Source organism: Pseudomonas sp. PS02302 (assembly GCF_029959585.1).
GTDB lineage: Bacteria > Pseudomonadota > Gammaproteobacteria > Pseudomonadales > Pseudomonadaceae > Chryseomonas > Chryseomonas aestiva.
The window spans coordinates 26,160-51,750 of record NZ_JASCON010000038.1; the positions used below are offsets into that span (position 1 = coordinate 26,160).

Here is a 25,591-nt window from a genome sequence, read left to right on the forward strand (position 1 = left end):
GGTGGATAACGGCGCAGCCTTATCCAGGCGCCACCCAAATCCCGCCCAACAAAAAGCCCCGCCGGAATCACCCGCGGGGCTTCTGCTACCACCAGCACCGTAGGTTGGGTTGAGCGCAGCGAAGCCCAACGGAGTGTCCGATCCGGCAGTGGAAAAGGCTGCGCCGTTTTCCACGCTACGAGCTTGCTCAAGGCACCCTCACCCCAGCCCTCTCCCAGGGGGAGAGGGGGCTGTTCGGCGCAGTGGGTAGGTTCAACGTCCGTAGGGTGGATAACGGCGCAGCCTTATCCACGCGCCACCGAAATCCCGCCCAACAAAAAAAACCGCCAAGATCACCCGCGGGGTTTCTGTTATCACCAGCGTCGTGGGCTGAGTTGAGCGCAGCGAAGTCCAACGGGGGTGCCCGATCCTGGCAGTGGAAAAGGCTGCGCCGTTTTTCACGCTACGAGCTTGCTCAAGGCACCCTCACCCCAGCCCTCTCCCAGGGGGAGAGGGGGCTGTTCGGCGCAGTGGATAGGTTCAACGTCTGTAGGGTGGATAACGGCGCAGCCTTATCCAGGCACCACCGAAATCCCGCCCAACAAAAAGCCCCGCCGGAATCACCCGCGGAGCTTCTGCTACCTCCAGGCAACCATCAGGCGCGGAAGCGCCGCACCAGGCCATCCAGTTCGCCCGACAGTTGCGACAGGCGCGAGGAGTCGCGGGTGGTGGACTGGGCCAGGCCTTCCACCTGCTGGGCGTCGTCGTGGATCTGGGCGATGTGACGGTTGATGTCCTCGGCCACCTGATGCTGTTCCTCGGCCGCCGCGGCGATCTGCAGGGCCTGGTCGCGGATCTCGTCCACCGACTGGCGGATGCCTTCGAAACTGCCGCGCGCCTCGCTGATGGAGGTCACGCTGGTCTGCGACAGCTCCAGGCTGGTCTCGATCTGGCGGGTGACCTCCTGGGTGCGCCGCGCCAGACTGCCTAGCAGGCCGTCGATCTCGCCGGTGGAGTCGGCGGTGCGCTTGGCCAGGGCCCGCACCTCGTCGGCCACCACGGCGAAGCCGCGCCCCTGCTCGCCGGCCCGCGCCGCTTCGATGGCGGCGTTGAGCGCCAGCAGGTTGGTCTGTTCGGCGATGCCGCGGATGGTGTCGAGGATGGTGTTGATGTTGTGGCTGTCCTGCTCCAGCACCGCCATGGCCTGGGCCGACTGGGCCAGGCTGCCGCTGAGGCGGTTGACGTTGCCGGTGGCCTTCTCGATCTGGCCGTAGCCTTCCTGCACCTTGTGATGACCGGCGTCGGCGGAGGCCGCGGCCTGGCTGCAGGAGCGCGCGACCTCGTTGGAGGTGGCGACCATCTCGTTGAAGGCGGTGGAGACCAGCTCCACGGCTTCGCGCTGGCGACCGGCCACCTCGTTCATGCTGGCCGCCGCCTGGGTGGTGGTCTGCGAAGCCTGCTGCAGATCGTTGGAGGCCTGGCCGATGCGTTGCACCAGCTGGCGGATGCTGGCAAGGAACTGGTTGAACCAGCCCGCCAGGGCAGCGGTTTCGTCCTTGCCCTGCACGTTCAGGCTCTTGGTCAGGTCGCCTTCGCCCTGGGCGATGGATTCCAGGCCGGCGGAGACGCCGCGGATCGGCCGCACGATCATGCCGGCAAAGGCCGCGCCGAGCACGGCGAACAGCAATGCCAGTACCGCAGTGATGCCAGCGATCTGCCAGGTCAGGGCGGTGGCCTTGCCCATGACTTCGCTGCGCTCGATCAGGCCGATGAATTTCCAGCCGAGATCCTTGGCCTGATAGACGTTGACCATGTAGTCGGTGCCGTTGAGATTGACCTCACCCAGCCCGCTCTGGATGCCGCTGAGGGTCTGGTAGGCGTCGCCCAGCTCCTTGAGCTGCTTGAAGTTGTGCTTGGGATCGCGGGGGTCGACCAGCACATTGCCGTTGTCTTCCACCAGCAGCAGGTAGCCGCTCTGGCCCAGGGTGATGCTCTTGACCAGGTCGGTGAGCTGCTTGAGCGAGATGTCCAGGCCCACCACGCCGCGGACCTTGCCGCTGGCGTCTTCCATGGTCCGCACCACGCCCATCAGGGAGACGTCATCGGTCGCCCAGTAGTAGGCCGGGGTACGCACCACCTTGCCCGGATTGTTCATGGCCGCCTGGTACCAGGGGCGCACGCGCGGATCGTAGTTGGCCAGCTTGGCGTCGTCCGGCCAGCTGATGTAGCCGCCATCGGCCAGGCCCACCGACAGGTAGGCGGTGGTGGGGTGGGTCTTGGCGAAGCGGGTGAAATAGCTCAGCGCCTGCTGGCCGGCTTCCGGTTGCGGGATCTGGGCGGCATCGGCGCCGCTGTAGTTCTTCAGGCCTTCCAGGGCGAGGATGTTCGGCTCCTTGGCGAGGAAGTCGACGTTCTGCTGGATGCCGGCAAAGAACTGCTGGATGTTGCGATCGATCTGGCGGATTTCGCGCCCGCTGCCGTCGAGGAAGTCGCCGGTGGCCTGGCTGCGCACGTTCATGATGACCACGCCCGCCACCAGGATCACCGGGAGGCAGGCGGTTACCGCGAAAAGCGAGGTGAGTTTTTGTTTGATATTCATCGAAAGCCCCGGTCGCGCGCTGCGCGAAGAGTGACGGCAACATGCCTTCACTCTGCATCGGCTTGGATAAGTCCGACTTGATACGGAATGAAAAATTATTCCATTTGGTCCGCAGCAAGCCGGAAAATCGCCGATCGGTCGGCTAACGACCCGCTATAGCTCTTTCTTCAGATGGCGTTCGATTTCTTCCAAGGTCTTGCCGCGCGTTTCCGGCAGGCAGAAATAGACGAACAATAGCGAGCCCAGGTTGATGGCGGCGAATACATAGAAGGTGTAGTTGCCGATGGCTTCCAGAGCCACCGGAAAGCTGAAGGCCACGGTGGCGTTGCACAGCCATTGCACGGCCACCGCCACCCCGGTCAGCAGGCCACGGACCTGGTTGGGAAACAGTTCGGACATCAGCAGCCAGTAGACCGGCGCGATGCACATCTGCATGAACAGCAGGAACACCAGGATGCAGGCCAGCGCCAGGTAGCTCTGGGTAAGATTCTGCGGCAGCCACAGCAGCACGCTGCCCAGCGCCAGTTGCGCCACGACCACGATCACCAGGCCGATCAGCAGCAGGGTGCGCCGTCCGGCGCGGCCGATGGCCCAGATGCCGAGCAGGGTGGCGATCACCGAGACCACGCCGTTGCCGATGGTGGCGGTGAGGGCCGCGCTGGTGCCCATGCCGGTGCTCTTGAGGATGATCGGGGTGTAGTACATGAAGGCGTTGACCCCGGTGAACTGGGCGACGAAGCCCAGACCGATGCCCAGCAACAGCAACTTGACCACCCAGCCCTGGCCGAGCAGTTCGCGCAGTGGCGGGCGATGCCTGGCCTGCTCCTCGCTCTCGCGCATCTCCTGGACCTCGCGCTCGACCTCCTCGGGGGTGTCGCGCAGGCGTTCCAGCACGGCTTCGGCTTCTTCGATCCGGCCCTTGGCCGCCAGCCAGCGCGGCGAGGTGGGCAGCAGGAAGGTACCGGCGAACAGCAGGATGCCCGGCACCATGGCGATGGCCAGCATGTAGCGCCAGATGCCGTTGTCGTGTACCAGCCAGGCGAGCAGGGCGCTGAGCACATAGGCCAGCAGCTGGCCGCTGACGATCATCAGCTCGTTGCGACTCACCAGGCGACCGCGGCGCTTGGGCCCGGCGATCTCGGCGATGAACACCGGCACCGTGGCCGAGCCGCCACCCACCGCCAGGCCGAGCACGAAGCGCGCGACCACCATCAGTTCCACCGAGGGCGCCACCGCGGTACCCAGGGCGCCGACGACGAAGAGGATCGACAGCAGGCGCAGGGTGGTGCGGCGGCCGTAGCGATCGGCGAGATAACCCGCCGCCAGCGAGCCGAAGGCCGCGCCGACGATCAGGGCGGCGGTGACCAGGCCCTCGGTGTAGGCGTTGAGGCCCAGGCCGCCCTGGTCGGGGGGCAGGGTCATGAAGGGCAGGGCGCCGGCGATGATGCCGGTGTCGTAGCCGAAGGCCAGGGCGCCCATGGTGGCGACCAGCACGGTAATGAAGATCAGCCGACGGGCCGAGGCCTTCTGGTCGGGGTCGACGGCGGGGGAAGCGGAAGCGGACATGGCAGAGCGGGATCCTGGCAAGACACGAGGGGGACCGGCGAACGGGGCGCCCTCAGGCCAGCGAAGCGAACGATTGGAGCGTTGCGAGTCAGCGAAGGGGCGCCATGGATGCGGGCGTGGGGGGTTAGGGCAGGGATGCCGGCTGGAGTTCCCGAGGTGGGCCGGCCGGGCGCGCCGCGCACCTTCAGCTGCCCAGCCGCTCCACCAGGAAATCCACGAACACCCGGACCCGCGCCGGCATGGTCGAGCCGCCGACGAAGACCGCGTGGATGGGCTCCAGATCGCCCGGATTCCAGGCTTCCAGCAGCGGCACCAGGGCGCCGCTGCGCAGGTCCTCGGCCACGCTGAATTCGCCGATGCGGGCGATGCCGGCGCCTTCGCGGGCGAGCAGGGCCAGGGCCTCGCCGCTGTTGCATTCGATGTTGCCGCTGATCTTCAGGGCGAAGGCCTGGCCGTCACGGACGAAGGGCCAGTCGGGCAGGGCGCGGCGGAAGTTGAATCTCAGGCAGTTGTGGTCGAGCAGGTCTTCCGGCACCTGGGGCGTGCCGTGGCGGGCGAGATAGGCGGGCGAGGCCACCACCACCTGCCCGGTGACGCCGATGGGGCGGGCGCTGAGGGGGCTGTCGGCCAACTGGCCGAAGCGGATCGCCACGTCGGCCTGGCCGGCGAGGATGTCCACCACCTCGTCGCCCAGCGCCAGGTCCACGACGATATCCGGATAGCGCGTGCTGAAGGCCGCCACCAGCGGCACCAGGGTCATGCGGCCATGACCGAGGGCGGCGCTGACCCTCAGTCGTCCTCTGGGCACGCCCTGGTCGGCGATGGCGTCTTCCACCTCGGCCAGGTCCGCCAGGATGCGCCGCGCCGCGCGCAGATAGGCCGCGCCCTCGGCCGTGAGGGTGATGGCCCGGGTGGTGCGCAACAGCAGCCGCGTGCCGAGGCGCTGCTCGGTGCGGGCGATGGAGCGACTCACCGCCGAAGGCGTCAGGTGCAGGGCCCTGGCGGCGGCGGACAGGCTGCCGGCCGCCACCACCTGGGCGAACACCGCCATCTCTCCCGAGCGACCATTGAGATCCACTTGTGACTCCAGGGCAAAGGTGCATGCCAAAACCGCCGTCTACCGGCGCTCGAATGATGAGCTTAGCATTCACCGCATAGATAAGGAGTCCTTCCCATGCGTATCAATCCACCCCTGCTGGCCCTGGCCACCGGTGCCTTCGGCATCGGCGTCACCGAATTCGCGCCCATGGGCATGCTGCCCGGCATCGCCGCCGATCTTGGCGTCTCCATCCCGGCCGCGGGCCTCCTGATCAGCGCCTATGCCCTGGGCGTGCTGATCGGCGCGCCGCTGATGACCCTGACCACCGGCCGCATTCCGCGCCGTCATCTGCTGATCGGCCTGATGGCCATCTTCACCCTGGGCAACCTGATGTCGGCGCTGGCCACCGACTACACCAGCCTGCTGATCGCCCGGGTGGTGACCTCGCTCAACCATGGCGCCTTCTTTGGCGTCGGCGCCCTGGTGGCGGCCAGCGTGGTCGCCCCGGACAAGCGCGCCGGGGCGGTCGCCGCCATGTTCCTGGGCCTGACCCTCGCCACCATCGGCGGCGTGCCCCTGGCCACCTGGTTCGGCGAACTGCTCGGTTGGCGCCAGGCCTTCTGGGGCATCGCCGGTCTCGGCCTGCTGACCATGGCCGCGCTCTGGTTCGCCCTGCCCAACGTGGCCCTGCCACCGAGCGACGGGGTGCTGGCCGAGATCCGCGTGCTGGGTCGCCCGCCGGTGCTGGCCGCCCTGGGGCTGACCGTGGTCGGCTCGGGCGCCATGTTCACCGTCTTCACCTATATCGCGCCCATCCTCGCCCGCGAGACCCATGGCTCCACCGCCTTCATCACCGCCATGCTGGTGCTGTTCGGCGTCGGCCTGACCCTGGGCAATCTCTGGGGTGGCAAGGCGGCGGACAAATCCATCGACCGCACCCTGATCGCCTCCCTGGGCGTGCTCATCGTGGTGCTGCTGGCCTTCAGCGTGCTGATGCGCTGGCCGCTGGCGGCCGCGGTGGCCATCCTCGTCTGGGGCATCGCCAGCTTCGCCCTGGTGCCGCCGCTGCAGATGCGCGTGATGGAAGCCGCCAAGGACGCCCCCAACCTGGCCTCGGCGGTCAATATCGGCGCCTTCAACCTGGGCAATGCTCTTGGCGCGGCCCTGGGCGGCGCGGTGATCGACGCCGGTCTCGGCTATCCGGCGATCTCCCTGGCCGGCGCCGGCATGGCCGCCCTGGGCCTGGCGATGGCCCTGGTCCTGGCCTGGCGCGGTCGGGCCAGCGCTGCGGCGGTGGCCGCCTAGGGCCGCGTCGGCGTCACTCGGCGAAGGGGCGGGGCGTATCGCCGCCCCGATCCACCGCGAAGGCATTGAGGGTCATGGCCACCAGGCTGTAGTAGCCATAGACGCCCACCAGTTCGACCATTCCCGCTTCACCGAACAGCGCGACCCCCTGCTGATAGAGATCCTCGGGAATCCGCCGAGTATCGTAGAGCGCGACGCCGATGGCATGGACACAGGTCTCCGCGGGCGTTTCGAAGGTCGGCACGCTGCCTAGCCTGAGCGCCTCGATCACGGCCTCCGTCAGGCCCGCCTGCCGGGCGATGGGTTCATGGATCTGCCATTCCGCCTGGGAGCGCCACCAGGCCGCGGTGGTGAGGATCGCCAGCTCCGTGAGACGCAGGTCCAGCCGGGTGCCATAGCGGCAGAAGGCGCCCAGCCGCTGGGCATGATCGGCCAGCGCCGGGCTGTGTACCCAGGCCAGGAAAGGACCATCGAGATTGCCCCGCGGGCCGCTCTGGATGTCGTCCAGCACCCGCTGCTGTTCTGGCGTGGTGTTCTGGTCGGACAGGGGCGTCAGGCGCGACGAAATGGGCATGGCAGTGATCCTCGAAAGGGAGCGGATAGCTCGGTTGGCTCATCCAATACCACCTCGGGCCCCCAGGGCAAGGTCGCGCTGCCGCGCTCGAACAGCCTTGCCAAGGGTCGCAATCAGACTGGCAGCCTACCCCCGGGTCTGGTCACAATCGGCGCTGACCTTTTCCAGGGAGTCTTGGCGATGGACCGGACCTGCACCACCTTCTACCTTGAAATGACGTCTTCGGCCGAGTTGCGCGAGAAGCCGCCACGGCCTGACCTGCAGATCGTCGAGTGCGAGGTGCCGCAACCCGAACTCAACCGCTTTCTCTATGCCCTGGTCGGCCAGGCCTGGGACTGGAGCGATCTCGACAGCTGGAGCGAGGCGCAGTGGCGCGAACTGGTGGAGCAGGAGGGGCATCGCACCTGGGTCGCCTATCACCGCGGCGCCATCGCCGGTTACTACGAGCTGTACCGCCCGGATGGCCGCAACGTGGAGATCCGCTATTTCGGCCTGGCCGGCGCCTTCATGGGGCTCGGCTTCGGCGGTCCGCTGCTGAGTCACGCCCTCCGCTGCGCCTGGGACTGGGCGGGCACCGAGCGCGTCTGGGTACACACCTGCACCCTGGATCACCCGGCGGCCCTGGCCAACTACCAGGCGCGTGGATTGCGGATCTACCAGGAAGAAACGACCCCGCGCTAGGCCAGGGCCCTAGCGCCCGGCAGGGACGCTGGGCAGCTTAGCGACGAATTGCGCCAGCTCCGCCGCATAGAGCCTGGCCAACCCGGTGGTACCGTGCCCGCGCGTGTCGGCGCTGCCCGGAATCAGCAGATAGCGGGCACTCGGCACCTGCTTGAGCGCTGCCTGCATGAGGCCGGTTTCCGGTGGGTTGCGCTCGTCATCCGCGGCGTTGATGGCCAGCACCGGCACCTTGATCTTGCTCAGTCCCGGCTCGGCGTTGTAGTCGGCCGAGGAGTCCCACTGGTAGATGAAGTCATTGGCGTCGACGGCCACCGAGGCCGCCAGGCGCTTGTCGACCAGCGCATCCGCCTGGGCATGGGTGCCGGCGATCTCCTGGTAGTTCAGGGTGCCGCCACTGGTGGCGAATTCGAACATCGTCTTGGCCAGGCGCAGGGACGGCGGCTGGGACTGGTAGTTGCCCTGGTTCCAGGCCGGGTCCTGCCTGATGGATTCCACCAGCATGCGCCTCATGATCCAGTTGCGGCCGGCCATCTCCGTCGGCTGCGCCGCCATGGGCACCAGGCCATCGGCGAAGCCGGGGTGCAGGCCGCCCCACAGCCAGGTCTGCATGCCCCCCATCGAATTGCCGATGATCAGCCGCAGGTGCTCTATCCCCAGCCCCTGGGTCAGCAGCAGGTAGTGCGCCTGCACCATGTCGGCATAGTTGTAATGGGGAAAGGCGGCGCGCAGGCCATCCGACGGCTTGGTCGAGCTACCGGTGCCGATCGCATCCGGAATCACGATAAAGAACTTGCTCGCATCCAGCGGCTGGCCCGGACCGAACAACTGGCCGCCGACATCCTTGCTCAGCATCGCCGCCGCCTGCTGGCCGGTGCCGTGCAGCACCAGGACCACGGGATTGCCGCGCTTGCCCAGCGTCAGGTAGTGCAGGCGGAAGTCGTCGAGGGTTTGACCGGTATGGAAGGTGAAGCGCGGCACCACGAAGTCGCCTTCGACCGGCTTGGGTGGCTCGTCCGCCTTGACGCCCAGGGTAGTCAGCAGCAACAGGAAGGTCATGACCGAGTACAGGGTGGCCGTGGCGCGTCGCACGGTGAGAATGCTGTTCATTGAGGCCTTTCCGTTTCTTATTAAAATAATGATGAATCGAAAGGTATAAGTCCTAACCGCGCCGCTGACAACTCAGGCGCCTGGCCACCGCGGCAGTCGTCCAGCCGCAGCCAGGCACTCTCTCGTCTTCGCCGCTGAGTCGGTGCGCTGAGGGTCAGGTGCGCGCCCGTTGTGAAACGGCGCTGTGCAGGGCGGGGCGGGTAAGGGCTCCCGTCAGCCCTGACCGACGTTGGCGAGCGAAGCGCTGGAACACGGGCGCCAGCGGTCGAGTCGTAAAGAGCAATACCACCTGGAGAACCCTTGGCTCTATGCAAGCTCTTCGTAGTCAACTGGCGGCGCTGGACCCTCCCATCAAGCACGAAATCCAATCCCAGGGTGACAACCTGCTGATCACCCTCATCGACCCCGCCCGGCCAGCGCGGGTGTCGCGTACCCTCAACCAGACCCTGGTGCGCAACACCGCGCTGCTCTACGAGGTGATCCGCGACGCCATCAACGAATTGCGCGCCGGCGGCAGCCTTCCGGACATCACCGCGGCAGACATCTATCCGGATAGCTAGCGACCTGCGCGATCCTCCTACCTGGCGGCCGACTTAGGGGCTGCCGCAGGTGGCTGCTCACGGATGGCCACGGCGGACTGCTGGCGATGGATATCAACATCGCCAGTACGGACCTCTGGCCGCCGCCGGCATCACGCCGACCGAAGTCCTGGCCGGCCAGCTCGTCGCCCAGTGGCGGCTGAGCGTCAAGGTCAGGGCGGAGTGGGCGAGGGCGCTTCCGCCGTCGCGGGCGTCACCGCCGAACCGGCCAGCAGGCCGCCGTCCAGGTTCAGCTCGCTGCCGGTCATGTAGGCGGCTTCGTCCGACGCCAGCAGCAGCGCCACGGCCGCCACCTCCTCGGGGCGGCCAAAGCGCCGCAGCGGCGTGTCTTGCACCAGCGCCGCCATGCGCGCCGCGCGGTCCGGGCCATCGCCCAGCATGGGCTCCCACAGGGGCGTGAGGATGGCGGCGGGGTGGATGGAATTGCAGCGGATAGCCAGGCCCTGCTCCGCGCAATAGAGCGCCACCGTCTTGCTGTGATTGCGCACGGCCGCCTTGGACGAGGCATAGGCCGCCGCGCCGGGAATACCCACCAGTCCTGAACGCGACGAAATATTGATGATGGAACCTGCTCCCGCCCGGCGCATGGCGCGGATGCCATGCTTGCAGCCGAGAAAGACGCCATCGAGATTGGTGCGATGCACCGCGTGCCAGTCTTCGAGCCTGGCGTGTTCAGGATCGTGGGCCACCACGCCTTGCTCGAAGCCGGTGATCCCCGCGTTGTTCACCAGCACGTCGAGCCGACCGCGCTCATCGAGGATCTGCCGCGTCACCTGCTGCCAGTCGGCTTCCAGGCGCACGTCCAGGGGCAGGTAGCGGGCACCGTCCCCCAGCTCGGCGGCGACGGCGCGGCCAAGGTCAGCGTTGAGGTCGGTGATATAGACGAAGGCGCCTTCCGCCACGAAGGCCCGGGCGATGGCGGCGCCGATGCCCTGGGCCGCGCCAGTGACCAGCGCGGTCTTGTCCTTGAGTTTGGCTGCCATGCGAGTACGCCCTCCAGATCGTGACTAGCCTCCGAGGGTAGCCCAGGCGGTTCGGTGAGGGGGCCAGCATCACGCCCGGGCGCTGACCCCGCTGGTGGTCTCGCCGGCCTTCTTCAGGGCTTCGGTGTAGGCGGCGTAGGCAGTCGTCAGGGCTTCGCTGGCGGCAGCGACATTGGCCTGGGCGGCCTCGCGCGCGGCCTGGCTGGCTTCGTCAGCCTTGCCTTCGCCCTTGCTCCGGGCCTCCACCGCGCGCAACTGCTTCTGCGCCAGCTCCAGTTGCCGCTTGGCCATGTCGATGGCCTTCTGGAGGGTATCCAGGGTCTTGTTGCCGGTGCTGCCCTTCTCGCTGGCAGGGGTGGCGTCGGCTTCGGCCTGATCCTTGATCTGGTTCAGCGGATTGGGCTTGCCGATGCCCTTGGATTTCTTGGCTTGCTCCACCTTGGCCGCCTCGTCCTCGGCGGTGGGCTTGGCAGTCGCGCCACCCAGCCTGAGCGTGGGCGCGCGCGAGATGCCGTGGCCAATGCCATTCACCGACAGCGTGCTGGACATCGCGGACTCCTTGAAAGGTACATCTCAAGGATAGCGGCCGCCTGGGGCAAAGATTGAGCGAGCGGGGTGGCAGCAACCTCAGCCGCCGCCGGAGCGCGCGGGGGCTGGCCCCGCCGATCCCTGACTACTGGCTGATGACGGCGTGGTTGGAAAAGCCGCTCTGGGTGATGTTGATGGCATTGCCGGCGGTGTTCTGGGTCAGGTCGGCGGTGTGCTGGAAGCCGCTCTGGCTGGCGGTGATGCGGGAGGCGTCGCCGGTGACATAGGCCGTTACCCCGAGGCCGTTGCCCTGCTGATCCACCTTCAGTTGGCCGTCGTTGCCGAGGTAATAGGCATTGATGCCATTGCCGTCGCCAGTGGACGCCAGGTCCAGCTGATTGCCCGCGCCGGAGACGATGGCGTTGGCGCTATTGCCATTACCGGTCTGCGCCAGGGTCAGCTGGTTGCCCACGCCATAGACATTGACATCGGCGCGGTTGAGATCGCCGCGCTGGGCGATGTCGACATTGCTGGGCCGCGAGTAGCTGCTGGAGTGCCGGACCCGGACATCGTTGCCGTTGCCCTCCTGCACCACCTTGGAGTCCACCCGCTCGCCGGCCTGCTTGAGACCGACATAGTTGTCATTGCCGCGCTGCTCGATGATCGTTTTGGAGTCCTCGCCGTTCTGGCTCACCCAGACCCCGTCGCGCAGGCCGAAGCTGGTCACCTGCAGGTCCTGGCGGTCACCGTGTTGAGCCAGGTCGATCCTGCCATCGAGGCCATCCTGCCGCACCGTCAGGGTGTTCTGGCCCGCCGCATAGCTGTCCTGCTCGATATCGATCCGGTGGTAGCCACCGTCCTGATGGACATAGGTGTCCTGCCGCAAACCACTCTGCCGCACCACCGTCTCGTTGCCACTGCCCGGCCCCTGATCGACCTGCACCCGGTCATAGCCGCCATCGCGTTGCTCGATATCCACCAGACGCTGCGAGCCCCACGCCTGGTTGACCTCGACAGCGCTCTTGCCATTGGTCTGCAGCACCCGCACGCGGTCATCGGCATCGTTCTGCTGGGTGACCTGGGCATTGAGAAAACTGCCGTTCTGCTGGATATCCGCCTGGTTGCGCGCCGACAGCTCGCTGCCCTGGTTCAGGTTCACCACGTTGAAGCCACCGTTCTGCTGGACGTTGGCCGTATTGGACGCGGCCCAGGCGGCGCTGGTGTTGGCCAGCAATAACGCGACCATGAGGGAGCGGGAGGTTGGCATGGGGACGATCCTTGTAGAGATTGTTTGAGGGATAAGAGCCACAAGGCGAGCGAAAGGGTATGTGCAGTAAGCAAGAAAATCGTAGGCAGATAATCTTACTATTAGGTTCGAGCAGACAATCAGTCGAAAGGATGGATGCTGCAGATTGTCAACATCCATCGCTTATTGATGGTTGTGAGATTTGTTTAGCTGTAGAGGCGATAGATTAAGTGTTTACTATTACTTTGACTTCGCATCCAGATATCGCTTTTACATAAGAGTAGCTTGTGCCGAGAACGGTCTTCATTTCTTCAGTGATCTTCGCTTTAGAGATCGCAGGCTGAACTATGTAAAATCCTAATCTCAGCTCTATATCTCTACACTTATTACGCAAGATTTCGAGCTCGATGGGGTCGCCCTTTAATAGTCTGTTAAAGCCATCGTCTAGGGATCTGCTGTATCTAAAAAGAAGTTGGGAGAAAAGCCCTACGCCGCTATGTAGCCATTTTACTGATCGGCTTGCCTGTCCGGTTACGATGTATGTGTCATCGACTCTTGCGCCAGGTTTTTCGCCTTTGTTGCAGTATTTGCAATGGTAAAAGTCGACTTGGATGTGATCAGGCTCTTCATTTATGGCTACTAGATCAGCTATCTCTCCAGATCCATCATCATTGAAGATAATTTTGTAGCTTTCTTTATCTTATTGAATGTGAAGCCTTGAACAGTGTCAAAATCTTCTTCTTTTCCCATTGACTCTTTATTGATTTTGGTTTGTCCCCAGTCCCAGCTGCTTAGTAGTCGGGAGGGGAGGGTCACGTTGAGCGTTTTTGGCGAATAGTTTCTATAGTTTCCAAGTATTACAGAACCATCGGTCTTTAATAATCGAAGCGGATTGATTTCTAAATAGTCAGATAGGTTCATTCCCCTATTAAGTGATATTTCTATATTGTCGCATGCAACATTGTATCCATCCTCTAGAAGTATTAATTTTACCTCAAATAACTGTTGTTCGGATGATGATATGGGTATGGATATTTCCTTATTGCTGTTGTATGACGGAGTGTCGCAATTCAAGTCTGTTAGGTTGTAAGAGACTCCGTTTATTGTTATGTCGATATTTTTTTCATTTTCGATATAGATGGTTTCTGGCCAGTCGGCATAAAATATTCCGCTTGGCCATTCATTCTCGATTTGCTCTGTCCTTACTACGTAATCGAGAATGCTTCGAGTGTCTATTTTTTTGTTGTTTATTTTCTGAGATGTGGTGTCGCACCATCTAACCCACTCATCAATCGAGTCGGCCGTCATTTTCCACATTTTTCCTTTTGCAGAGCATCCTGCTGTACTCTTCTGGCCGTTTTCAAAGCCAATTCCAAATACATTGGATTTTATGGCTGTGCCGTCTTCTAGCTCTCCTAAAATGGCAGTTACATCTCTAACAACATGCATTGTGAATCGAAGATCCCGTGTGCCGCGTGTAAGGCCAATATTTTGGAATTTTAAAAGATTTATATTGTGCAAGACTCGGAAGGTCTTGTCTCCAGTAAACCTTACTGCGTCTTTACTGATAAGGTTCTTAAATTTTAATGCTTGCCCTTCATCGCCAGAGGTGGTTATGAATAAAGTCTGGTTTTCCTTTTTGTAGTAGGCAAGATATAGATGCCAATCGATGGTGGATATTTCTGTCGAACTCGCCCACAGAACGGTATTTTCGATGCGAGTGACGGCCATGACTAAGTCATTTTTTTCGCTAACTGAATAAAGTTTGACTGTTTCGTTTTTTGATTTCATGTCTCTTGCGCCTTCAGGTTTCCAGTCCTTTGGGGGCAAAAGATATGCGACTGCACTTATATTGGGTGATGGGTTTAGTGCAAGTATTTGCTCGCCATCTTCAAGTTCTTTAAATTGAGCATTGAATTTTTCTTTTTGCAGTTCACGTGATATTTTTCGTTCGCTAACTTCTTCTATTATAGAACTTCAGTCCGCGCTTTCAGAGTATAGGGCGGACATTTGGCTATCTACTTTTTGGTTTGCAATGTTTGCGACAAATTTTGCGCATCCCAACGTTGGGTCGACGCGAGTTAATCTTCCGATAAATTGTAGGGTTATTGCAGGGCTACAATGCTGGTCGTGCAGGGCTGCAATTTTTAGTTCTGGAAGATCGAATCCCTCACCTAACATATTTACGCAGACAATAATTCTATGTCTTTTTTCTTTTATGGCTTTTGTTATTTCTTGTGGCGATTTTGACTTGCTGTGCACTAAAATGGGTGAGAGGTCACTATGCTGCTTGTAGATTTCGAATATTTCCTTGGCCTTTGAAATTGTTTTTGCACGGGCCATCAAAAGATGATTTTTTCCATCAGAGAGATCTTTTCTAAGAAGGCTGACAGCTTTGTCCGCTATCGACTTGTCAGCGAGTGATGCTTGATATTCTCGAATAGGATGGAATTCTATAGCTTGAAAGTATCCGTCGTTTTTAGCTTCTTTTAATGGGTAGTTGTAGATAATGTCGCCATCTAAGGAGGCTCCATCTTCCCTGAATGGAGTTGCAGTAAATTGTAAGCAAGGTTTTCCTGTGAATGCTTTTTTTGCGCGACTCCAAGTTTTTGCTGCTACATGATGCGCTTCGTCTATTAGCAGATGGCTAAAGCTCATCGCTAATTTAGAAAGATCTGAATCATTGCAGAGGTCTAGGGAGTTCGGTGTGGATATAATAACGTTGCATGATGCGATCGCCTTCCAGTCATTAGTATCAGGCGCTCCGCTTAATGTGTGAACTGTTGGCGCCATAGTGGTTGCGGCAATGGCACCCATTCTTCTTATGTTTTTTAACTCTATAATTTCCCAGCTGTCTGGCGCCTAAGTGCGTCTGAAGGAACAATGATTAAAGTCTTCTCGAAGTGTGCGACAATGATTATTGCGATTATTGTATCTGTTTTTCCTGTGCCTGTAGGCATTACAATAGTTGCGGGCTTTTCGGGTGAAGAGATTAGGTGCGCTAGAGATGTGTAAATTGCTGCTCGTTGCGGTTTTCGAAACCCTAGATTTTGATTTGCCACAGATGGAGTGATAACTTTAAGTGGGTGCTCAATCCAACTTTTGTAGATTAAGTTGGTCTCATAAAGTTTATCGTTTGGCGCCATTGTGAGCTCTCCATGAATAGTTGTGTCTAGTGGCTGGTTGCTAGAAGCGTATGGTATATATTAATTAATTTATTGTGCTGAAACCTTCCGCTGCTGAGCAATACCGCTCGCGGGGTGACGCTAAATCCTTATTCTCAAATTTTCTGCACTCATTCTTAAACCACTGCTTCGCCCCCTTCCTACATTCCCGGTACTCAATCGAACCCTTACGGTGATTCCCACAAACGCTGCCGTAATCAATCCGGTTGTTCTGCACGTCCCAAGTAGCTAAATACGAACCACTGCCGTCCCATTTAGGAACCCAGTGGCTTTCGCTGAAAGAGGGCGAGGAAGAGGTATGCACGGGAGCTAACTCCCGCCTAGCCTTGTACTGAGCGAGGTAGGCTGCCGACACCATTCCTTGGGGCGCCGAAGCGGATTCCTGCGCGCGAGGCACGGCGCCATAGCGGCAGCGCAGTACCTCTTCATCCACGGCGTTGCCTTGCTTGAGGCAGGCATCCAGCGGTTGAGGGGCGGCTATGGCTTGGCGCGGGGCAGGTGCAGAGGGAACAGGCGGAGGTGCGGGAGTTTGGCTTTCCGCGACTTCAATGGAAGGTTCAACCACAGGAGCGGGATGCAGCCAGCGCTCCACCCCAGGCCAGTTGAGCCAGAGCAGGGCGACAGGCACCAGTAGCCAGACGACTAGCAAGGGAGAGCGCTGAGCCTTGCGGCGGCGATGGCAGTCGGGAACGGCATCGAGTTCGGCGACGAGCGCGGCGCGGTAGTCTTGCGCGGTCTTGCCGTGACGATCTTTGGGGGGCATGGCGGCGTCCTGGCCGGGGCCGCGACGGGGGATCGTGACGGCTACATCCTTGTGATGAAGTTCACGTTAGGTGGGGTGGGGCGAGGCGTCAAGGGCGTTTTGGCGGAATAGTCTTACAGATGAAAGGTGGCTTGAGCCTAAGCACCCAGTGCGGCGAGGACGTGCTCAGGATCATTCTTGAGAGCGATCAACAGCGCCTTGGCAGGGCCGGTAGGTTCGCGTCGGCATTGCTCCCAGTTGCGCAGGGTGCCGACGTCTATGTTGATCTTCCTGGCGAACTGCGCCTGGCTCAGGCCGGTGGCCTGGCGGATCTGCTTGATCTGCAGGGCATCGAGGTGGAATTCGCGCGAGGGTTGGCGTTCACCCCGGACGATCTCGTCCATTTCGGTGGCGCTCTGCAAGAGCTCGTCGAAGAACTTGGCCATGATGCTTATCTCCAGTGTTCGATGAGGCCCTTGAGGGCCTTGCGCTGGTCGTCGGTCAGGTCGTCCTGTTGGTTCTTCGGATAGATCAGCAACAGGGCGATGCGAGCGTCTGCGGTGAAGTGGTAGTAGATCACCCGCGAGCCACCACGCTTGCCACGACCGCTGCTAGCGATCCTGATTTTGCGCAGTCCGCCGGTATCTTTGATCACGTCCCCTGCCGTGGGGTGCTCCGCTAGAAAGCGTTGAAATTCGGCATAGGCGTCGTCGTCGAGCAACTCCTTGACGAGCCGCGTGAAAACCGGTGTTTCGATGAAGATCATCTGCAGCGTCCATGCGTCAGTGACGTATAGCCATTGGACTAGAGTCGCGGGCCTACGTCAATGGCGTATGGGGGCTTGAAGAGCACGGTGGCCTGGACAGCCAGCGGAGAGAGGGTGAGGCGTTGAGTGACCTGCGGAAGAGGGCTGGCTGAAGCGCCGAGTCGCCGCCTGATGAGCGGAGCCACCAGGCGGCGATCCAGATCCGTCAATCCACCGCCTTGACCATATCCTCGATGACCTTCTTGGCGTCGCCAAAGACCATCAGGGTCTTGTCCAGGTAGAAGAGTTCGTTGTCCAGACCCGCGTAGCCGCTGGCCATGGATCTCTTGTTGACGATGATCGTCTTGGCCTTGAAGGCTTCGAGGATGGGCATGCCGGCGATGGGCGAGGTGGGATCGTTCTTGGCCGCCGGGTTGACCACGTCGTTGGCGCCGAGTACCAGCACCACGTCGGCCTGGCCGAATTCGGAGTTGATGTCGTCCATCTCGAACACCTGGTCGTAGGGCACCTCGGCCTCGGCCAGCAGCACGTTCATATGGCCGGGCATGCGACCCGCCACCGGGTGGATGGCGTATTTCACCGTCACCCCGTTGTGCACCAGCTTCTCGGTCAGCTCCTTGAGGGCGTGCTGGGCGCGGGCTACTGCCAGGCCGTAGCCGGGGACGATGATGACGCTGTCGGCGTTGCCGAGCAGAAAGGCGGCGTCGTCCGCCGAGCCGGCTTTGACCGGGCGCTGCTCCCCGCTGCCGTTGCTGGCCGCGGCCTCCGTCGCGCCGCCGAAGCCGCCGAGGATGACGTTGAAGAAGGAGCGGTTCATCGCCTTGCACATGATGTAGGAGAGGATGGCGCCGCTCGATCCCACCAGCGAGCCGGCGATGATCAGCATGGAGTTGTTGAGCGAGAAGCCGATGCCGGCGGCGGCCCAGCCGGAGTAGCTGTTGAGCATGGAGACCACCACCGGCATGTCGGCGCCGCCGATGGGGATGATGATCAGCACGCCGATGACGAAGGCCAGGGCCACCAGCACGGCGAAGGCGCCGAGATTGCCGCTGAAGGTGAAGACCAGGCCCAGGGCGAGGATGGCCAGGCCGATCACCAGGTTGAGCGGGTGCTGGCCGGCGAAGCGCACCGGGGCGCCCTGGAACAGGCGGAACTTGTATTTGCCGGAGAGCTTGCCGAAGGCGATCACCGAACCGGAGAAGGTGATGGCGCCGATGGCCGCGCCGAGGAACAGCTCCAGGCGGTTGCCGCTGGGGATCGGCTGGCCAAAGGTGGCGACGATGCCCAGGGACTGCGGCTCGACCACCGCGGCGATGGCGATGAACACCGCGGCCAGGCCGATCATGCTGTGCATGAAGGCCACCAGCTCGGGCATCTTGGTCATTTCCACGCGCTTGGCCATGTAGGCGCCGGCGCTGCCGCCCACCAGCAGGCCGACGATGACGTAGCCGATGCCCTGCACCGCCAGCTCGCTGCCGAGCTTGTGGATCAGCGCCAGGGTGGTGAGCACGGCGAGGGTCATGCCGGCCATGCCGAAGGCGTTGCCGCGGCGCGAGGTGGTGGGGTGGGAAAGGCCCTTGAGCGCCTGGATGAAGCACACCGAGGCGACGAGGTAGAGCAGGGTGATGAGGTTCATGCTCATGTCAGCGCTGCTCCGCCGGGGCCTTGGGGGCCTTCTTCTTGAACATCTCCAGCATGCGGCGGGTGACCAGGAAGCCGCCGAAGACATTGACCGCCGCCAGGGCCACGGCCAGGGTGCCCATGGTCTTGCCCAGCGGGGTGACGGTGAGGGCGGCGGCGAGCATGGCGCCGACGATGACGATGGCGGAGATGGCGTTGGTCACCGCCATCAGCGGGGTGTGCAGCGCGGGGGTGACGTTCCAGACCACGTGGTAGCCGACATAGATGGCCAGCACGAAGATGATCAGGTTGTAGAGGCCGTCGGAAATCAGGTCCATGGGGGCAGTCCTTGTGAGGGGCGGAGGGCGGGCGCTCAGGCGTTCTTGCGGCGCAATTCGCCGCCGTGGCACATCAGGCAGGCGGCGACGATGTCGTCGGCCAGGTCGAGGTGGAAGGCCCCGTCCCTGAGCACCAGCTTGAGAAAGTCCAGTAGGTTGCGGGCATAGAGCGCCGAGGCGTCCGCCGGGACGCGCGCGGCCAGGTTGCCGTAGCCGACCAGGGTGACGCCGTGCCTGACCACCACCCGGTCCAGCTCGGTCAGCGGGCAGTTGCCGCCCTGGCTGGCGGCGAGGTCGATGACCACCGAGCCGGGCTTCATCTCGGCCACGGTGGCTGCGTGCAGCAGGGTGGGGGCGCGGCGACCGGGGATCAGCGCGGTGGTGATGACGATGTCGGCCTGCCTGGCGCGCTCGTGCACCGCCTTGGCCTGGCGCTCCATCCAGGTGGCCGGCATGGGCCGCGCATAGCCGCCGACGCCTTCGGCGCACTGGCGCTCTTCCTCGGTCTCGAAGGGCACGTCGACGAACTTGGCGCCGAGGGATTCGATCTGCTCCTTGACCGCCGGGCGCACGTCCGAGGCCTCGATCACCGCGCCGAGGCGCTTGGCGGTGGCGATGGCCTGCAGGCCGGCCACCCCGGCGCCGAGGATCAGCACCCGCGCGGCCTTCACCGTGCCGGCGGCGGTCATCAGCATGGGCATGAAGCGCGGATAGTGGTCGGCGGCCAGCATCACCGCCTTGTAGCCGGCGATGTTGGCCTGGGAGGAGAGCACGTCCAGGCTCTGGGCGCGGGAGGTGCGCGGCGCCGCTTCCAGGGCGAAGGCGGTGAGGCCGCGGCCGTTGAGCTGGTCCAGGATCTCCTGGGCGAAGGGATTGAGCATGCCGATCAGCACGGCGCCGGGCTTCATCAGCCCCAGCTCGGCGGCATCGGGCGCCGCCACCTTGAGCACCAGGTCGGCGCCCAGGGCCGCGGCGGCATCGCCGAGCTGGGCGCCAATGGCGGCATAGGCCGCGTCGGGCACGCTGGCGCGCTCGCCAGCACCCCGTTGCACCACCACCTGGTGGCCCTGGCCGATCAGTTTTTTGAGGGTTTCGGGGGTCGCGGCCACGCGCGTTTCCCCCGCACCGGTTTCCATCGGGATGCCGATCAGCACGGGTATTTCTCCTTGTTATTCGTGCCGCCACAATGGGACCTGGGGCAGCGGGATGACTGTCCGGAAACGACGGAGAGCTTTTGGAAAAGCGACAGGCACGCCCTGGGGCGGCCGGTTCGGGGCTCAGTTCACGCCCGGTGCCCGGGGCAGGGCGGCGAACCAGTCCAGGGCGCGGTCCCAGAGTGGCTCGGCGCTGGCGCGGAAATAACCCATGTGGCCGATGGCGCCGCCGTGCTGGCGGGGATCGAGGTCTTCGCGCTGCAGGTCGACGTTGCGATAGGCCTGCATGAAGGCGTCGCGCGAGCGCGGCGTGGCCCAGAGATCGTCCAGGGCGTTGACCGCGACGATGGGCGTGCGCACCGCGGCGTAGCCGGCTTCGATGCCCCGCATGGCCGGGTCGTCGAAGAAGTAGTGGGGATAGCTGCACCAGTGGCGCCACTGGCGATAGACGTCGCGCGGCAGGTCTTCGCCCAGGCCCAGGGCGCTCCAGGGGCAGTAGCCCTTCCACCAGGTCAGCACCGGCAGCACCAGTTTCCACATGGTCAGCACCTTGAGTCTTTCCAATGGCGGCATGTAGCCGTACCAACCGGCGCTGGTGCCGAAGACATAGAAGCCGGCGACCTTGGCGTGGTTGGGCAGGAGGCCGAAAGCATGGCCGCCATAGGAGTGACCGACCAGGTAGAGGGGGACGTCGCCCTGGGCCATGGCGTCCACGGCGGCGGCGAGGTCCTGGCGCGCCCAGTCCAGCAGGTCCATGCGAAAGCCCTTGAGCGAGGCCGGCGCCGAACGGCCGACACCGCGATAGTCCAGGGTCAGGGTCTCGAAGCCACGCGCCGCGGCGTGCTGGGCGAAGCGCCGATAGAAGCCCTGGGGCACGGCGGTGGCGCCGGCGACGATCAGCCGTCCCTGCAGCGGCCCCTGGGCGGGAAAGCGACTGGTGCTGAGGCGATAACCGTCCGCGGTGATCAAATCCTCGACGAGGGCGTCGCTGGGCATGGGGTGGTCCCTATGACAGTTGTTATAATGGCTGGACGGTAGATTATGACGACTGTCATAGCAAGGAGAATGGATGACCGAGCAGTCGACGGTACGGGAACGGGTGGTGGTGGCGGCGTCGGCCATGCTGGCGCAGCACGGCCTCAATGCCACCAGCATTCGCGAGACCATCAAGCGCGCCGAGGCGCCGCTGGGGTCCACCTATCATCACTTTCCCGGTGGCAAGCACCAGCTGGTGGTGGAGGCGGTGGAGCTGGCCGGCGCCCAGGTCAGTCGCGATCTGGAGCGGCAGCTGCAGGCCGGGGCCCTGGCGGGGATCCAGGGCTTTTTGCGCCTGTGGCGCGACATCCTGCTGGACTCGGACTTTCGCGTCGGCTGCCCGGTGATGGCGGTGGCGGTGGAAGAGCCGGTGGACGAGATCGCCCAGCGCGAGCTGGACGCGGCGGCGGGCATCTATCGCCGCTGGGAAGCGCGCTTGCAGGTGGCGCTGGTCGAGCATGGCCATACAGCGCAAGCGGCCACGGGGCTGGCCACGCTGCTGGTGGCGGCGGTGCAGGGGGTGATCCCGCTGTGCCGGGCCCAGCGCAGCATCGACCCCTTCGACCGGGTGGCCGAACGTCTGGTGGCGCTGGTCTAGCGGGAACGCCACCTGGGCTGGCGGACTCCACCGAGGGCACTTCTTTTATTGGAGTACCTCATGAATCCCGAACCCGCGGACGACCAGCAGACCCCCCACGACTACGACGAATACGGCGACGTGCCGGATTCGGCGAACACCACCACCACCGAAGAGCGCGAGGATCAGGACGACAGTCCCTTGAGTCCGAAGCGTTAGCGGGTTGGGTGCCCGGCGGGTGGACAAGGCTGCGCCGTTGTCCACGCTACAGGTGCCTTGCCGTGGTCCTCTTGTTGGGCTTCGCTGTGCTCAGCGCCAACCTACGTCGAGCGCGCGGCTTTTTTACGCGCCGATGATCCCGGCTAACGCCGAACCTGAACAGGATCCACTGAACCGCTCCCTCTCCCTCTGGGAGAGGGTTGGGGTGAGGGCGCCTGCCCCCTTGTTGGGCTTCGCTGTGCTCAGCGCCAACCTACGTCGAGCGCGATACGTTTTCACGCGCCGATGATCCCGGCTAACGCCGAACCTGAACAGGATCCACTGAACCGCCATCTCTCCCTCTGGGAGAGGGTTGGAGGAAGGGCGCCTGCCCCCTTGTTGGGCTTCGCTGTGCTCAGCGCCAACCTACGGCGAGCGCGCGCAACGTTTTCACGCACCGATGATCCCGGCTAACGCCGAACCTGAACAGGATCCACTGAACCGCCCCCTCTCCCTCTGGGAGAGGATTGGATGAGGGCGCCTGCCCCCTTGTTGGGCTTCGCTGTGCTCAGCGCCAACCTACGTCGAGCGCGCGCAACGTTTTCACGCGCTGATGATCCCGGCTAACGCCGAACCTGAACACGATCCACTGAACCGCTCCCTCTCCCTCTCCCTCTGGGAGAGGGTCGGGGTGAGGGCGCCTGCCCCCTTGTTGGGCTTCGCTGTGCTCAGCGCCAACCTACGGCCACGTCTTCACGTCAGCGCCCGATCCAGATGCAGGTAGCCGCCGTCCACGCTCAGCCACTGGCCGGTGGTATGGCTGGAGCGTGGCGACAGCAGAAAGGCCACAGTGTCGGCGATCTCCTCCGGGGTGGTCATGCGGCGGCCGAGGGGGATGCGCGCGGTGATGGCGGCGAGCTTGGCGGCCGGGTCGGGAAAGCCCTGCAGCCAGCGTTCGTAGAGCGGCGTCATCACCTCGGCGGGGATCACTGCGTTGACGCGGATGCCGTCGTCCAGCAGCGAGGCGGCCCACTCACGGGTCAGGGCCAGCACGCCGCCCTTGGCCGCGGTGTAGCCGCTGGTGTCGCCCTGGCCGGAAAGGGCGGTCTTGGAAGCGATGTTGACGATGGCGCCGGTGCTGGCGCGCAGCGCCGGCAGGCAGAGGTGCGCCAGATGGTAGTAGTGCACCAGGTTGCGTTCCAGGGAGGCGACGAAGGCGGCGCGACCGGCGCTGAGACTCACGCCATCGTTGACCCCGGCGTTGTTGACCAGTCCATCGATGCGCCCATAGGCATCCTTTACCGCGGCCACGGTCCGCTCGCAGGCAGCTTCGTCGCACAGCTCCACCGTGAAGGCCCGCGCCCTGGGCTGACGTTCGGCCAGTTGCGCGGCGAAATCGGCGGCCAGCGGCTCGCGGGCGAGGATCACCGGGATGGCGCCCTCGGCGGCCAGGGCCAGGGAGATGGCGGCGCCGATGCCGGAGCCGCCGCCGGTGACCAGGAACACCTTGTCGGTCAGCTGCAGATTCATGCCACCTTCTCCCGTGGCTGGGTGCCGAGGCCATAGAGGCGGGCTGCGTTGCCGCCAAAGACCGCTTCGCGCTCACTGGGCGTGAGATCCAGCAGCGCCTGTTCGGCCAGGTCGACCACCTCGGCGTAACTGGCGGCCAGGGTGCAGACCGGCCAGTCGGAGCCGAACAGCAGCCGCTCCGGCCCGAAGGCCTCCAGGGCGATGCGCGCATAGGGCAGCAACTGCTCCGCCTGCCAGCCGTGCCAGTCGGCCTCGGTGACCAGCCCGGACAGCTTGCAATGCACATGGGGCAGCCGCGCCAGGGGCGCCAGCAGCCGGGCGTAGTCGGCGGGCGCCACCCGGCCCGGCGGCTTGCCCAGGTGGTCCAGCACCAGCACGCCGTGGTCGTGGCGGGCGGCGAAGGCGGTGGCGGCGGGGAGGGACTCGGCGTGGATCAGCAGTTCATAGAGATAGCCATGCCGCTGCAGGGTAGCGACGCCCTGGTTGGCGGCGGCATCGGCCAGCCAGGTGCCGGGATCGGCCTCGTCCTGCACCGGATGGCGAAAACCGCGCAGGTGACGACTGCCCTGGCGACGTTCCAGGCGCGCCACCAGGTCGGCGGCGCGCAGATCGGTCCAGCCGACCACTGCCTGCACCCAGGGCGTCCGGGCGGCGAGGTCGAGCAGAAAGTCCGTCTCCTCTTCCAGGGTGCGCGCCTGGACGGCGACGCAGCCGTCGAAACCGGCCCGCTGCAAGTGCGGTTGCAGATCGGCGGGCAGGTGGTCCCTTTGCAGCCCGGCCATGCGCCCGTCGATCCAGGCGAATTCGGCCGGCCGATAGCGCCAGAAATGCTGGTGGGCATCCAGGCGCGGACTCATGACGGCTGCTCCCCGGCATGGCGATAGCGCGCCCGGGAGGCGGCCTTGATGGCGATGGAGAACCCCGGCGCCTGGGGCGCGAGATAGGCGGCGCCGCGCACCCGGGAGGGGTCCTCGAAGTGTTCGTGGAGGTGGTCGACGTATTCCACCACCCGGCCCTCGTGGGTGCCGGCGACGCAGAGGTAGTCGATCATCGCCAGGTGCTGCACGTATTCGCAGAGGCCCACGCCGCCGGCATGGGGGCAGACCGGCAGGTCGTACTTGGCGGCCATCAGCTGCACCGCCAGCACCTCGTTGAGGCCGCCCAGGCGGCAGGCGTCGAGCTGCACCACGTCCAGGCCGCCGCGCATGATGAATTGCTTGAAGAGGATGCGGTTCTGGCACATCTCGCCGGTGGCCACCTTGACCGGCGCCACCGCCTCGCGGATGGCGCGATGGCCTTCCACGTCGTCGGGGCTGGTGGGCTCCTCGATGAACCAGGGCTTGGCGAAGGCCAGTTCGCGCACCCAGTCGATGGCCTCGCCGACTTCCCACACCTGGTTGGCGTCGATCATCAGGTGGCGTTCGGGGCCGATCACCTCGCGGGCGATGCGCACCCGGCGGATGTCGTCGGCGAGGTCGCGGCCGACCTTGAGCTTGATATGGGAGAAGCCGGCGTCGATGGCCTCCTGGCAGAGGCGGCGCAGCTTGTCGTCGGGATAGCCGAGCCAGCCGGCCGAGGTGGTGTAGCAGGGATAGCCTTCGGCTTCGAGGCGTTGCAGCCGCTCGGCCTTGCCTTCGGCGCGCTGGCGCAGCAGGGCCAGGGCCTCTGCGGGGGTGATGCAGTCGGTGAGATAGCGGAAGTCGATGCAGCGCACCAGCTCCTCGGGGCTCATCTCCGCGACCAGGCGCCAGACCGGCTTGCCCACGGCGCGCGCCCAGAGGTCCCAGGCGGCGTTGACCACCGCGCCGGTGGCCAGGTGGATGGCGCCCTTGTCCGGGCCGATCCAGCGCAACTGGCTGTCGCCGGTGATGTGGCGCCAGAAACGCCCCGGGTCTTCCTGGATCCACTCCAGGGTCAGGCCGCGCACCCGCGGCTCCAGGGCGCGCAGGGCGGCGCAGCAGATCTCGTTGCCGCGGCCGATGGTGAAGGTGAGGCCGTGGCCTTCCAGCCCCGGCTGGTCGGTCTGCAGGATGACGTAGGCGGCGGAGTAGTCCGGATCGGGGTTCATGGCATCGGAGCCATCCAGCGCCTGGCTGGTGGGGAAGCGGATGTCTTCGATCTGCAGGCCGGTAATTGTTGTTGGCATGGCGCTGTCCTCGAGGGGATTTCGCGGGCTGAGCGAGCCCGGCCCCGGGGGCGGGCGCTGTAAGCGGGGGCGGGGGGGGGGGTGTGGAGGGGGG

General features: G+C 63.9%; 26 protein-coding genes and 1 pseudogene. 5 read left to right on the forward strand and 22 right to left on the reverse strand.

The genetic code is table 11. From position 1 onward, the window contains the following. Nucleotides 1–634: 634 nt before the first annotated feature. From QMX82_RS26045 to QMX82_RS14250, 4 genes and pseudogenes are all read right to left on the reverse strand, one after another. Complete coding sequence (locus QMX82_RS26045; RefSeq protein WP_410003716.1) at nucleotides 635–1,402, reverse strand: methyl-accepting chemotaxis protein; 768 nt, start codon at nucleotides 1,400–1,402, stop codon at nucleotides 635–637. 87 nt (nucleotides 1,403–1,489) lie between these two features. Further along, a pseudogene (locus tag QMX82_RS26050) lies at nucleotides 1,490–2,578 on the reverse strand (cache domain-containing protein); the annotation flags it as partial. A 153-nt stretch (nucleotides 2,579–2,731) separates the two neighbouring features. After that, nucleotides 2,732–4,144: a sugar porter family MFS transporter gene (locus QMX82_RS14245; RefSeq protein ID WP_282284643.1), complete on the reverse strand. Its 1,413-nt coding sequence runs from the start codon at nucleotides 4,142–4,144 to the stop codon at nucleotides 2,732–2,734. Between the two features lie 184 nt (nucleotides 4,145–4,328). Then, nucleotides 4,329–5,222 (reverse strand): LysR family transcriptional regulator, encoded by an 894-nt coding sequence (locus QMX82_RS14250; RefSeq protein WP_282284646.1) that lies wholly within the window; start codon nucleotides 5,220–5,222, stop codon nucleotides 4,329–4,331. A 96-nt stretch (nucleotides 5,223–5,318) separates the two neighbouring features. On the opposite strand from QMX82_RS14250, the gene QMX82_RS14255 reads away from it, so the two are divergent. Then, nucleotides 5,319–6,488: an MFS transporter gene (locus QMX82_RS14255; protein ID WP_282284649.1), complete on the forward strand. Its 1,170-nt coding sequence runs from the start codon at nucleotides 5,319–5,321 to the stop codon at nucleotides 6,486–6,488. A gap of 13 nt (nucleotides 6,489–6,501) precedes the next feature. Here QMX82_RS14255 and QMX82_RS14260 read toward each other — a convergent pair whose 3' ends face one another. Further along, nucleotides 6,502–7,062 carry a carboxymuconolactone decarboxylase family protein gene (locus tag QMX82_RS14260; protein WP_208693929.1) on the reverse strand — a complete coding sequence of 187 codons (561 nt, stop codon included), beginning with the start codon at nucleotides 7,060–7,062 and terminating at the stop codon, nucleotides 6,502–6,504. 180 nt (nucleotides 7,063–7,242) lie between these two features. Here QMX82_RS14260 and QMX82_RS14265 point away from each other — a divergent pair, with 180 nt between their 5' ends. Continuing rightward, a complete protein-coding gene (locus QMX82_RS14265; protein WP_282284654.1) occupies nucleotides 7,243–7,743 on the forward strand; it encodes a GNAT family N-acetyltransferase in 501 nt (166 codons plus the stop codon). Between the two features lie 9 nt (nucleotides 7,744–7,752). On the opposite strand, the gene QMX82_RS14270 is transcribed toward QMX82_RS14265, so the two are convergent. After that, nucleotides 7,753–8,799: an alpha/beta fold hydrolase gene (locus QMX82_RS14270; RefSeq protein ID WP_442969392.1), complete on the reverse strand. Its 1,047-nt coding sequence runs from the start codon at nucleotides 8,797–8,799 to the stop codon at nucleotides 7,753–7,755. 359 nt (nucleotides 8,800–9,158) lie between these two features. Between QMX82_RS14270 and QMX82_RS14275 the strand changes: the two genes are divergently transcribed. Next, entirely contained in the window at nucleotides 9,159–9,410 is a 252-nt protein-coding gene (locus tag QMX82_RS14275) for a hypothetical protein (protein ID WP_208693932.1), read from the forward strand. Between the two features lie 191 nt (nucleotides 9,411–9,601). Here QMX82_RS14275 and QMX82_RS14280 read toward each other — a convergent pair whose 3' ends face one another. The 13 genes from QMX82_RS14280 to QMX82_RS14340 form a co-directional block, all read right to left on the reverse strand. Then, the gene (locus tag QMX82_RS14280) at nucleotides 9,602–10,432 is read right to left on the reverse strand and encodes a glucose 1-dehydrogenase (protein WP_282284658.1); all 831 of its coding nucleotides are present in this window, start codon (nucleotides 10,430–10,432) and stop codon (nucleotides 9,602–9,604) included. A gap of 69 nt (nucleotides 10,433–10,501) precedes the next feature. After that, nucleotides 10,502–10,981: a hypothetical protein gene (locus tag QMX82_RS14285; protein ID WP_208693934.1), complete on the reverse strand. Its 480-nt coding sequence runs from the start codon at nucleotides 10,979–10,981 to the stop codon at nucleotides 10,502–10,504. Nucleotides 10,982–11,105: 124 nt separating this feature from the next. Beyond that, nucleotides 11,106–12,227 carry a hypothetical protein gene (locus tag QMX82_RS14290; protein ID WP_282284660.1) on the reverse strand — a complete coding sequence of 374 codons (1,122 nt, stop codon included), beginning with the start codon at nucleotides 12,225–12,227 and terminating at the stop codon, nucleotides 11,106–11,108. Between the two features lie 627 nt (nucleotides 12,228–12,854). Then, nucleotides 12,855–13,997: a hypothetical protein gene (locus tag QMX82_RS14295; RefSeq protein WP_282284662.1), complete on the reverse strand. Its 1,143-nt coding sequence runs from the start codon at nucleotides 13,995–13,997 to the stop codon at nucleotides 12,855–12,857. A 186-nt stretch (nucleotides 13,998–14,183) separates the two neighbouring features. After that, nucleotides 14,184–15,023: a DEAD/DEAH box helicase gene (locus tag QMX82_RS14300; RefSeq protein ID WP_282284664.1), complete on the reverse strand. Its 840-nt coding sequence runs from the start codon at nucleotides 15,021–15,023 to the stop codon at nucleotides 14,184–14,186. 20 nt (nucleotides 15,024–15,043) lie between these two features. Then, nucleotides 15,044–15,352 carry a DEAD/DEAH box helicase family protein gene (locus QMX82_RS14305; protein ID WP_282284667.1) on the reverse strand — a complete coding sequence of 103 codons (309 nt, stop codon included), beginning with the start codon at nucleotides 15,350–15,352 and terminating at the stop codon, nucleotides 15,044–15,046. Nucleotides 15,353–15,416: 64 nt separating this feature from the next. Beyond that, complete coding sequence (locus QMX82_RS14310; RefSeq protein WP_282284669.1) at nucleotides 15,417–16,154, reverse strand: hypothetical protein; 738 nt, start codon at nucleotides 16,152–16,154, stop codon at nucleotides 15,417–15,419. A gap of 137 nt (nucleotides 16,155–16,291) precedes the next feature. Further along, nucleotides 16,292–16,579 (reverse strand): helix-turn-helix domain-containing protein, encoded by a 288-nt coding sequence (locus QMX82_RS14315; protein ID WP_208693938.1) that lies wholly within the window; start codon nucleotides 16,577–16,579, stop codon nucleotides 16,292–16,294. Nucleotides 16,580–16,584: 5 nt separating this feature from the next. Further along, on the reverse strand, nucleotides 16,585–16,899 hold the full coding sequence (locus QMX82_RS14320) for a type II toxin-antitoxin system RelE/ParE family toxin (RefSeq protein ID WP_208693939.1): 315 nt from the start codon (nucleotides 16,897–16,899) through the stop codon (nucleotides 16,585–16,587). A 205-nt stretch (nucleotides 16,900–17,104) separates the two neighbouring features. Continuing rightward, nucleotides 17,105–18,541 carry an NAD(P)(+) transhydrogenase (Re/Si-specific) subunit beta gene (locus QMX82_RS14325; protein WP_282284672.1) on the reverse strand — a complete coding sequence of 479 codons (1,437 nt, stop codon included), beginning with the start codon at nucleotides 18,539–18,541 and terminating at the stop codon, nucleotides 17,105–17,107. A gap of 1 nt (nucleotide 18,542) precedes the next feature. Further along, entirely contained in the window at nucleotides 18,543–18,857 is a 315-nt protein-coding gene (locus QMX82_RS14330) for an NAD(P) transhydrogenase subunit alpha (RefSeq protein ID WP_133861386.1), read from the reverse strand. A 35-nt stretch (nucleotides 18,858–18,892) separates the two neighbouring features. Further along, a complete protein-coding gene (locus QMX82_RS14335; RefSeq protein WP_282284674.1) occupies nucleotides 18,893–20,011 on the reverse strand; it encodes a Re/Si-specific NAD(P)(+) transhydrogenase subunit alpha in 1,119 nt (372 codons plus the stop codon). Between the two features lie 123 nt (nucleotides 20,012–20,134). Continuing rightward, nucleotides 20,135–21,007 (reverse strand): alpha/beta hydrolase family protein, encoded by an 873-nt coding sequence (locus tag QMX82_RS14340; RefSeq protein ID WP_282284676.1) that lies wholly within the window; start codon nucleotides 21,005–21,007, stop codon nucleotides 20,135–20,137. Nucleotides 21,008–21,080: 73 nt separating this feature from the next. Here QMX82_RS14340 and QMX82_RS14345 point away from each other — a divergent pair, with 73 nt between their 5' ends. Then, complete coding sequence (locus QMX82_RS14345) at nucleotides 21,081–21,644, forward strand: TetR/AcrR family transcriptional regulator (RefSeq protein ID WP_158893508.1); 564 nt, start codon at nucleotides 21,081–21,083, stop codon at nucleotides 21,642–21,644. Nucleotides 21,645–21,704: 60 nt separating this feature from the next. Further along, a complete protein-coding gene (locus tag QMX82_RS14350) occupies nucleotides 21,705–21,842 on the forward strand; it encodes a hypothetical protein (RefSeq protein ID WP_166655913.1) in 138 nt (45 codons plus the stop codon). A 732-nt stretch (nucleotides 21,843–22,574) separates the two neighbouring features. On the opposite strand, the gene QMX82_RS14355 is transcribed toward QMX82_RS14350, so the two are convergent. From QMX82_RS14355 to QMX82_RS14365, 3 genes are read right to left on the reverse strand one after another with little or no spacing between them, the layout of a single operon-like run. After that, nucleotides 22,575–23,351 (reverse strand): SDR family oxidoreductase, encoded by a 777-nt coding sequence (locus tag QMX82_RS14355; RefSeq protein ID WP_282284682.1) that lies wholly within the window; start codon nucleotides 23,349–23,351, stop codon nucleotides 22,575–22,577. Then, nucleotides 23,348–24,208 carry an amidohydrolase family protein gene (locus QMX82_RS14360; protein ID WP_282284684.1) on the reverse strand — a complete coding sequence of 287 codons (861 nt, stop codon included), beginning with the start codon at nucleotides 24,206–24,208 and terminating at the stop codon, nucleotides 23,348–23,350. The genes QMX82_RS14355 and QMX82_RS14360 overlap by 4 nt, the downstream gene beginning before the upstream one ends. Next, entirely contained in the window at nucleotides 24,205–25,497 is a 1,293-nt protein-coding gene (locus QMX82_RS14365) for an L-fuconate dehydratase (protein WP_282284686.1), read from the reverse strand. The genes QMX82_RS14360 and QMX82_RS14365 overlap by 4 nt, the downstream gene beginning before the upstream one ends. Nucleotides 25,498–25,591 lie beyond the last annotated feature (94 nt).

Coding starts and splice junctions, on each gene's coding strand:
- QMX82_RS26045 (WP_410003716.1), bottom strand. CDS start 1,402: ATGAACGAGGTGGCCGGTCGCCAGCGCGAAGCCGTGGAGCTGGTCTCC.
- QMX82_RS14245 (WP_282284643.1), bottom strand. CDS start 4,144: ATGTCCGCTTCCGCTTCCCCCGCCGTCGACCCCGACCAGAAGGCCTCG.
- QMX82_RS14255 (WP_282284649.1), top strand. CDS start 5,319: ATGCGTATCAATCCACCCCTGCTGGCCCTGGCCACCGGTGCCTTCGGC.
- QMX82_RS14260 (WP_208693929.1), bottom strand. CDS start 7,062: ATGCCCATTTCGTCGCGCCTGACGCCCCTGTCCGACCAGAACACCACG.
- QMX82_RS14265 (WP_282284654.1), top strand. CDS start 7,243: ATGGACCGGACCTGCACCACCTTCTACCTTGAAATGACGTCTTCGGCC.
- QMX82_RS14270 (WP_442969392.1), bottom strand. CDS start 8,799: ATGACCTTCCTGTTGCTGCTGACTACCCTGGGCGTCAAGGCGGACGAG.
- QMX82_RS14275 (WP_208693932.1), top strand. CDS start 9,159: ATGCAAGCTCTTCGTAGTCAACTGGCGGCGCTGGACCCTCCCATCAAG.
- QMX82_RS14280 (WP_282284658.1), bottom strand. CDS start 10,432: ATGGCAGCCAAACTCAAGGACAAGACCGCGCTGGTCACTGGCGCGGCC.
- QMX82_RS14285 (WP_208693934.1), bottom strand. CDS start 10,981: ATGTCCAGCACGCTGTCGGTGAATGGCATTGGCCACGGCATCTCGCGC.
- QMX82_RS14290 (WP_282284660.1), bottom strand. CDS start 12,227: ATGCCAACCTCCCGCTCCCTCATGGTCGCGTTATTGCTGGCCAACACC.
- QMX82_RS14295 (WP_282284662.1), bottom strand. CDS start 13,997: ATGAAATCAAAAAACGAAACAGTCAAACTTTATTCAGTTAGCGAAAAA.
- QMX82_RS14300 (WP_282284664.1), bottom strand. CDS start 15,023: ATGGGTGCCATTGCCGCAACCACTATGGCGCCAACAGTTCACACATTA.
- QMX82_RS14305 (WP_282284667.1), bottom strand. CDS start 15,352: ATGGCGCCAAACGATAAACTTTATGAGACCAACTTAATCTACAAAAGT.
- QMX82_RS14310 (WP_282284669.1), bottom strand. CDS start 16,154: ATGCCCCCCAAAGATCGTCACGGCAAGACCGCGCAAGACTACCGCGCC.
- QMX82_RS14315 (WP_208693938.1), bottom strand. CDS start 16,579: ATGGCCAAGTTCTTCGACGAGCTCTTGCAGAGCGCCACCGAAATGGAC.
- QMX82_RS14320 (WP_208693939.1), bottom strand. CDS start 16,899: ATGATCTTCATCGAAACACCGGTTTTCACGCGGCTCGTCAAGGAGTTG.
- QMX82_RS14325 (WP_282284672.1), bottom strand. CDS start 18,541: ATGAGCATGAACCTCATCACCCTGCTCTACCTCGTCGCCTCGGTGTGC.
- QMX82_RS14330 (WP_133861386.1), bottom strand. CDS start 18,857: ATGGACCTGATTTCCGACGGCCTCTACAACCTGATCATCTTCGTGCTG.
- QMX82_RS14340 (WP_282284676.1), bottom strand. CDS start 21,007: ATGCCCAGCGACGCCCTCGTCGAGGATTTGATCACCGCGGACGGTTAT.
- QMX82_RS14345 (WP_158893508.1), top strand. CDS start 21,081: ATGACCGAGCAGTCGACGGTACGGGAACGGGTGGTGGTGGCGGCGTCG.
- QMX82_RS14350 (WP_166655913.1), top strand. CDS start 21,705: ATGAATCCCGAACCCGCGGACGACCAGCAGACCCCCCACGACTACGAC.
- QMX82_RS14355 (WP_282284682.1), bottom strand. CDS start 23,351: ATGAATCTGCAGCTGACCGACAAGGTGTTCCTGGTCACCGGCGGCGGC.
- QMX82_RS14360 (WP_282284684.1), bottom strand. CDS start 24,208: ATGAGTCCGCGCCTGGATGCCCACCAGCATTTCTGGCGCTATCGGCCG.
- QMX82_RS14365 (WP_282284686.1), bottom strand. CDS start 25,497: ATGCCAACAACAATTACCGGCCTGCAGATCGAAGACATCCGCTTCCCC.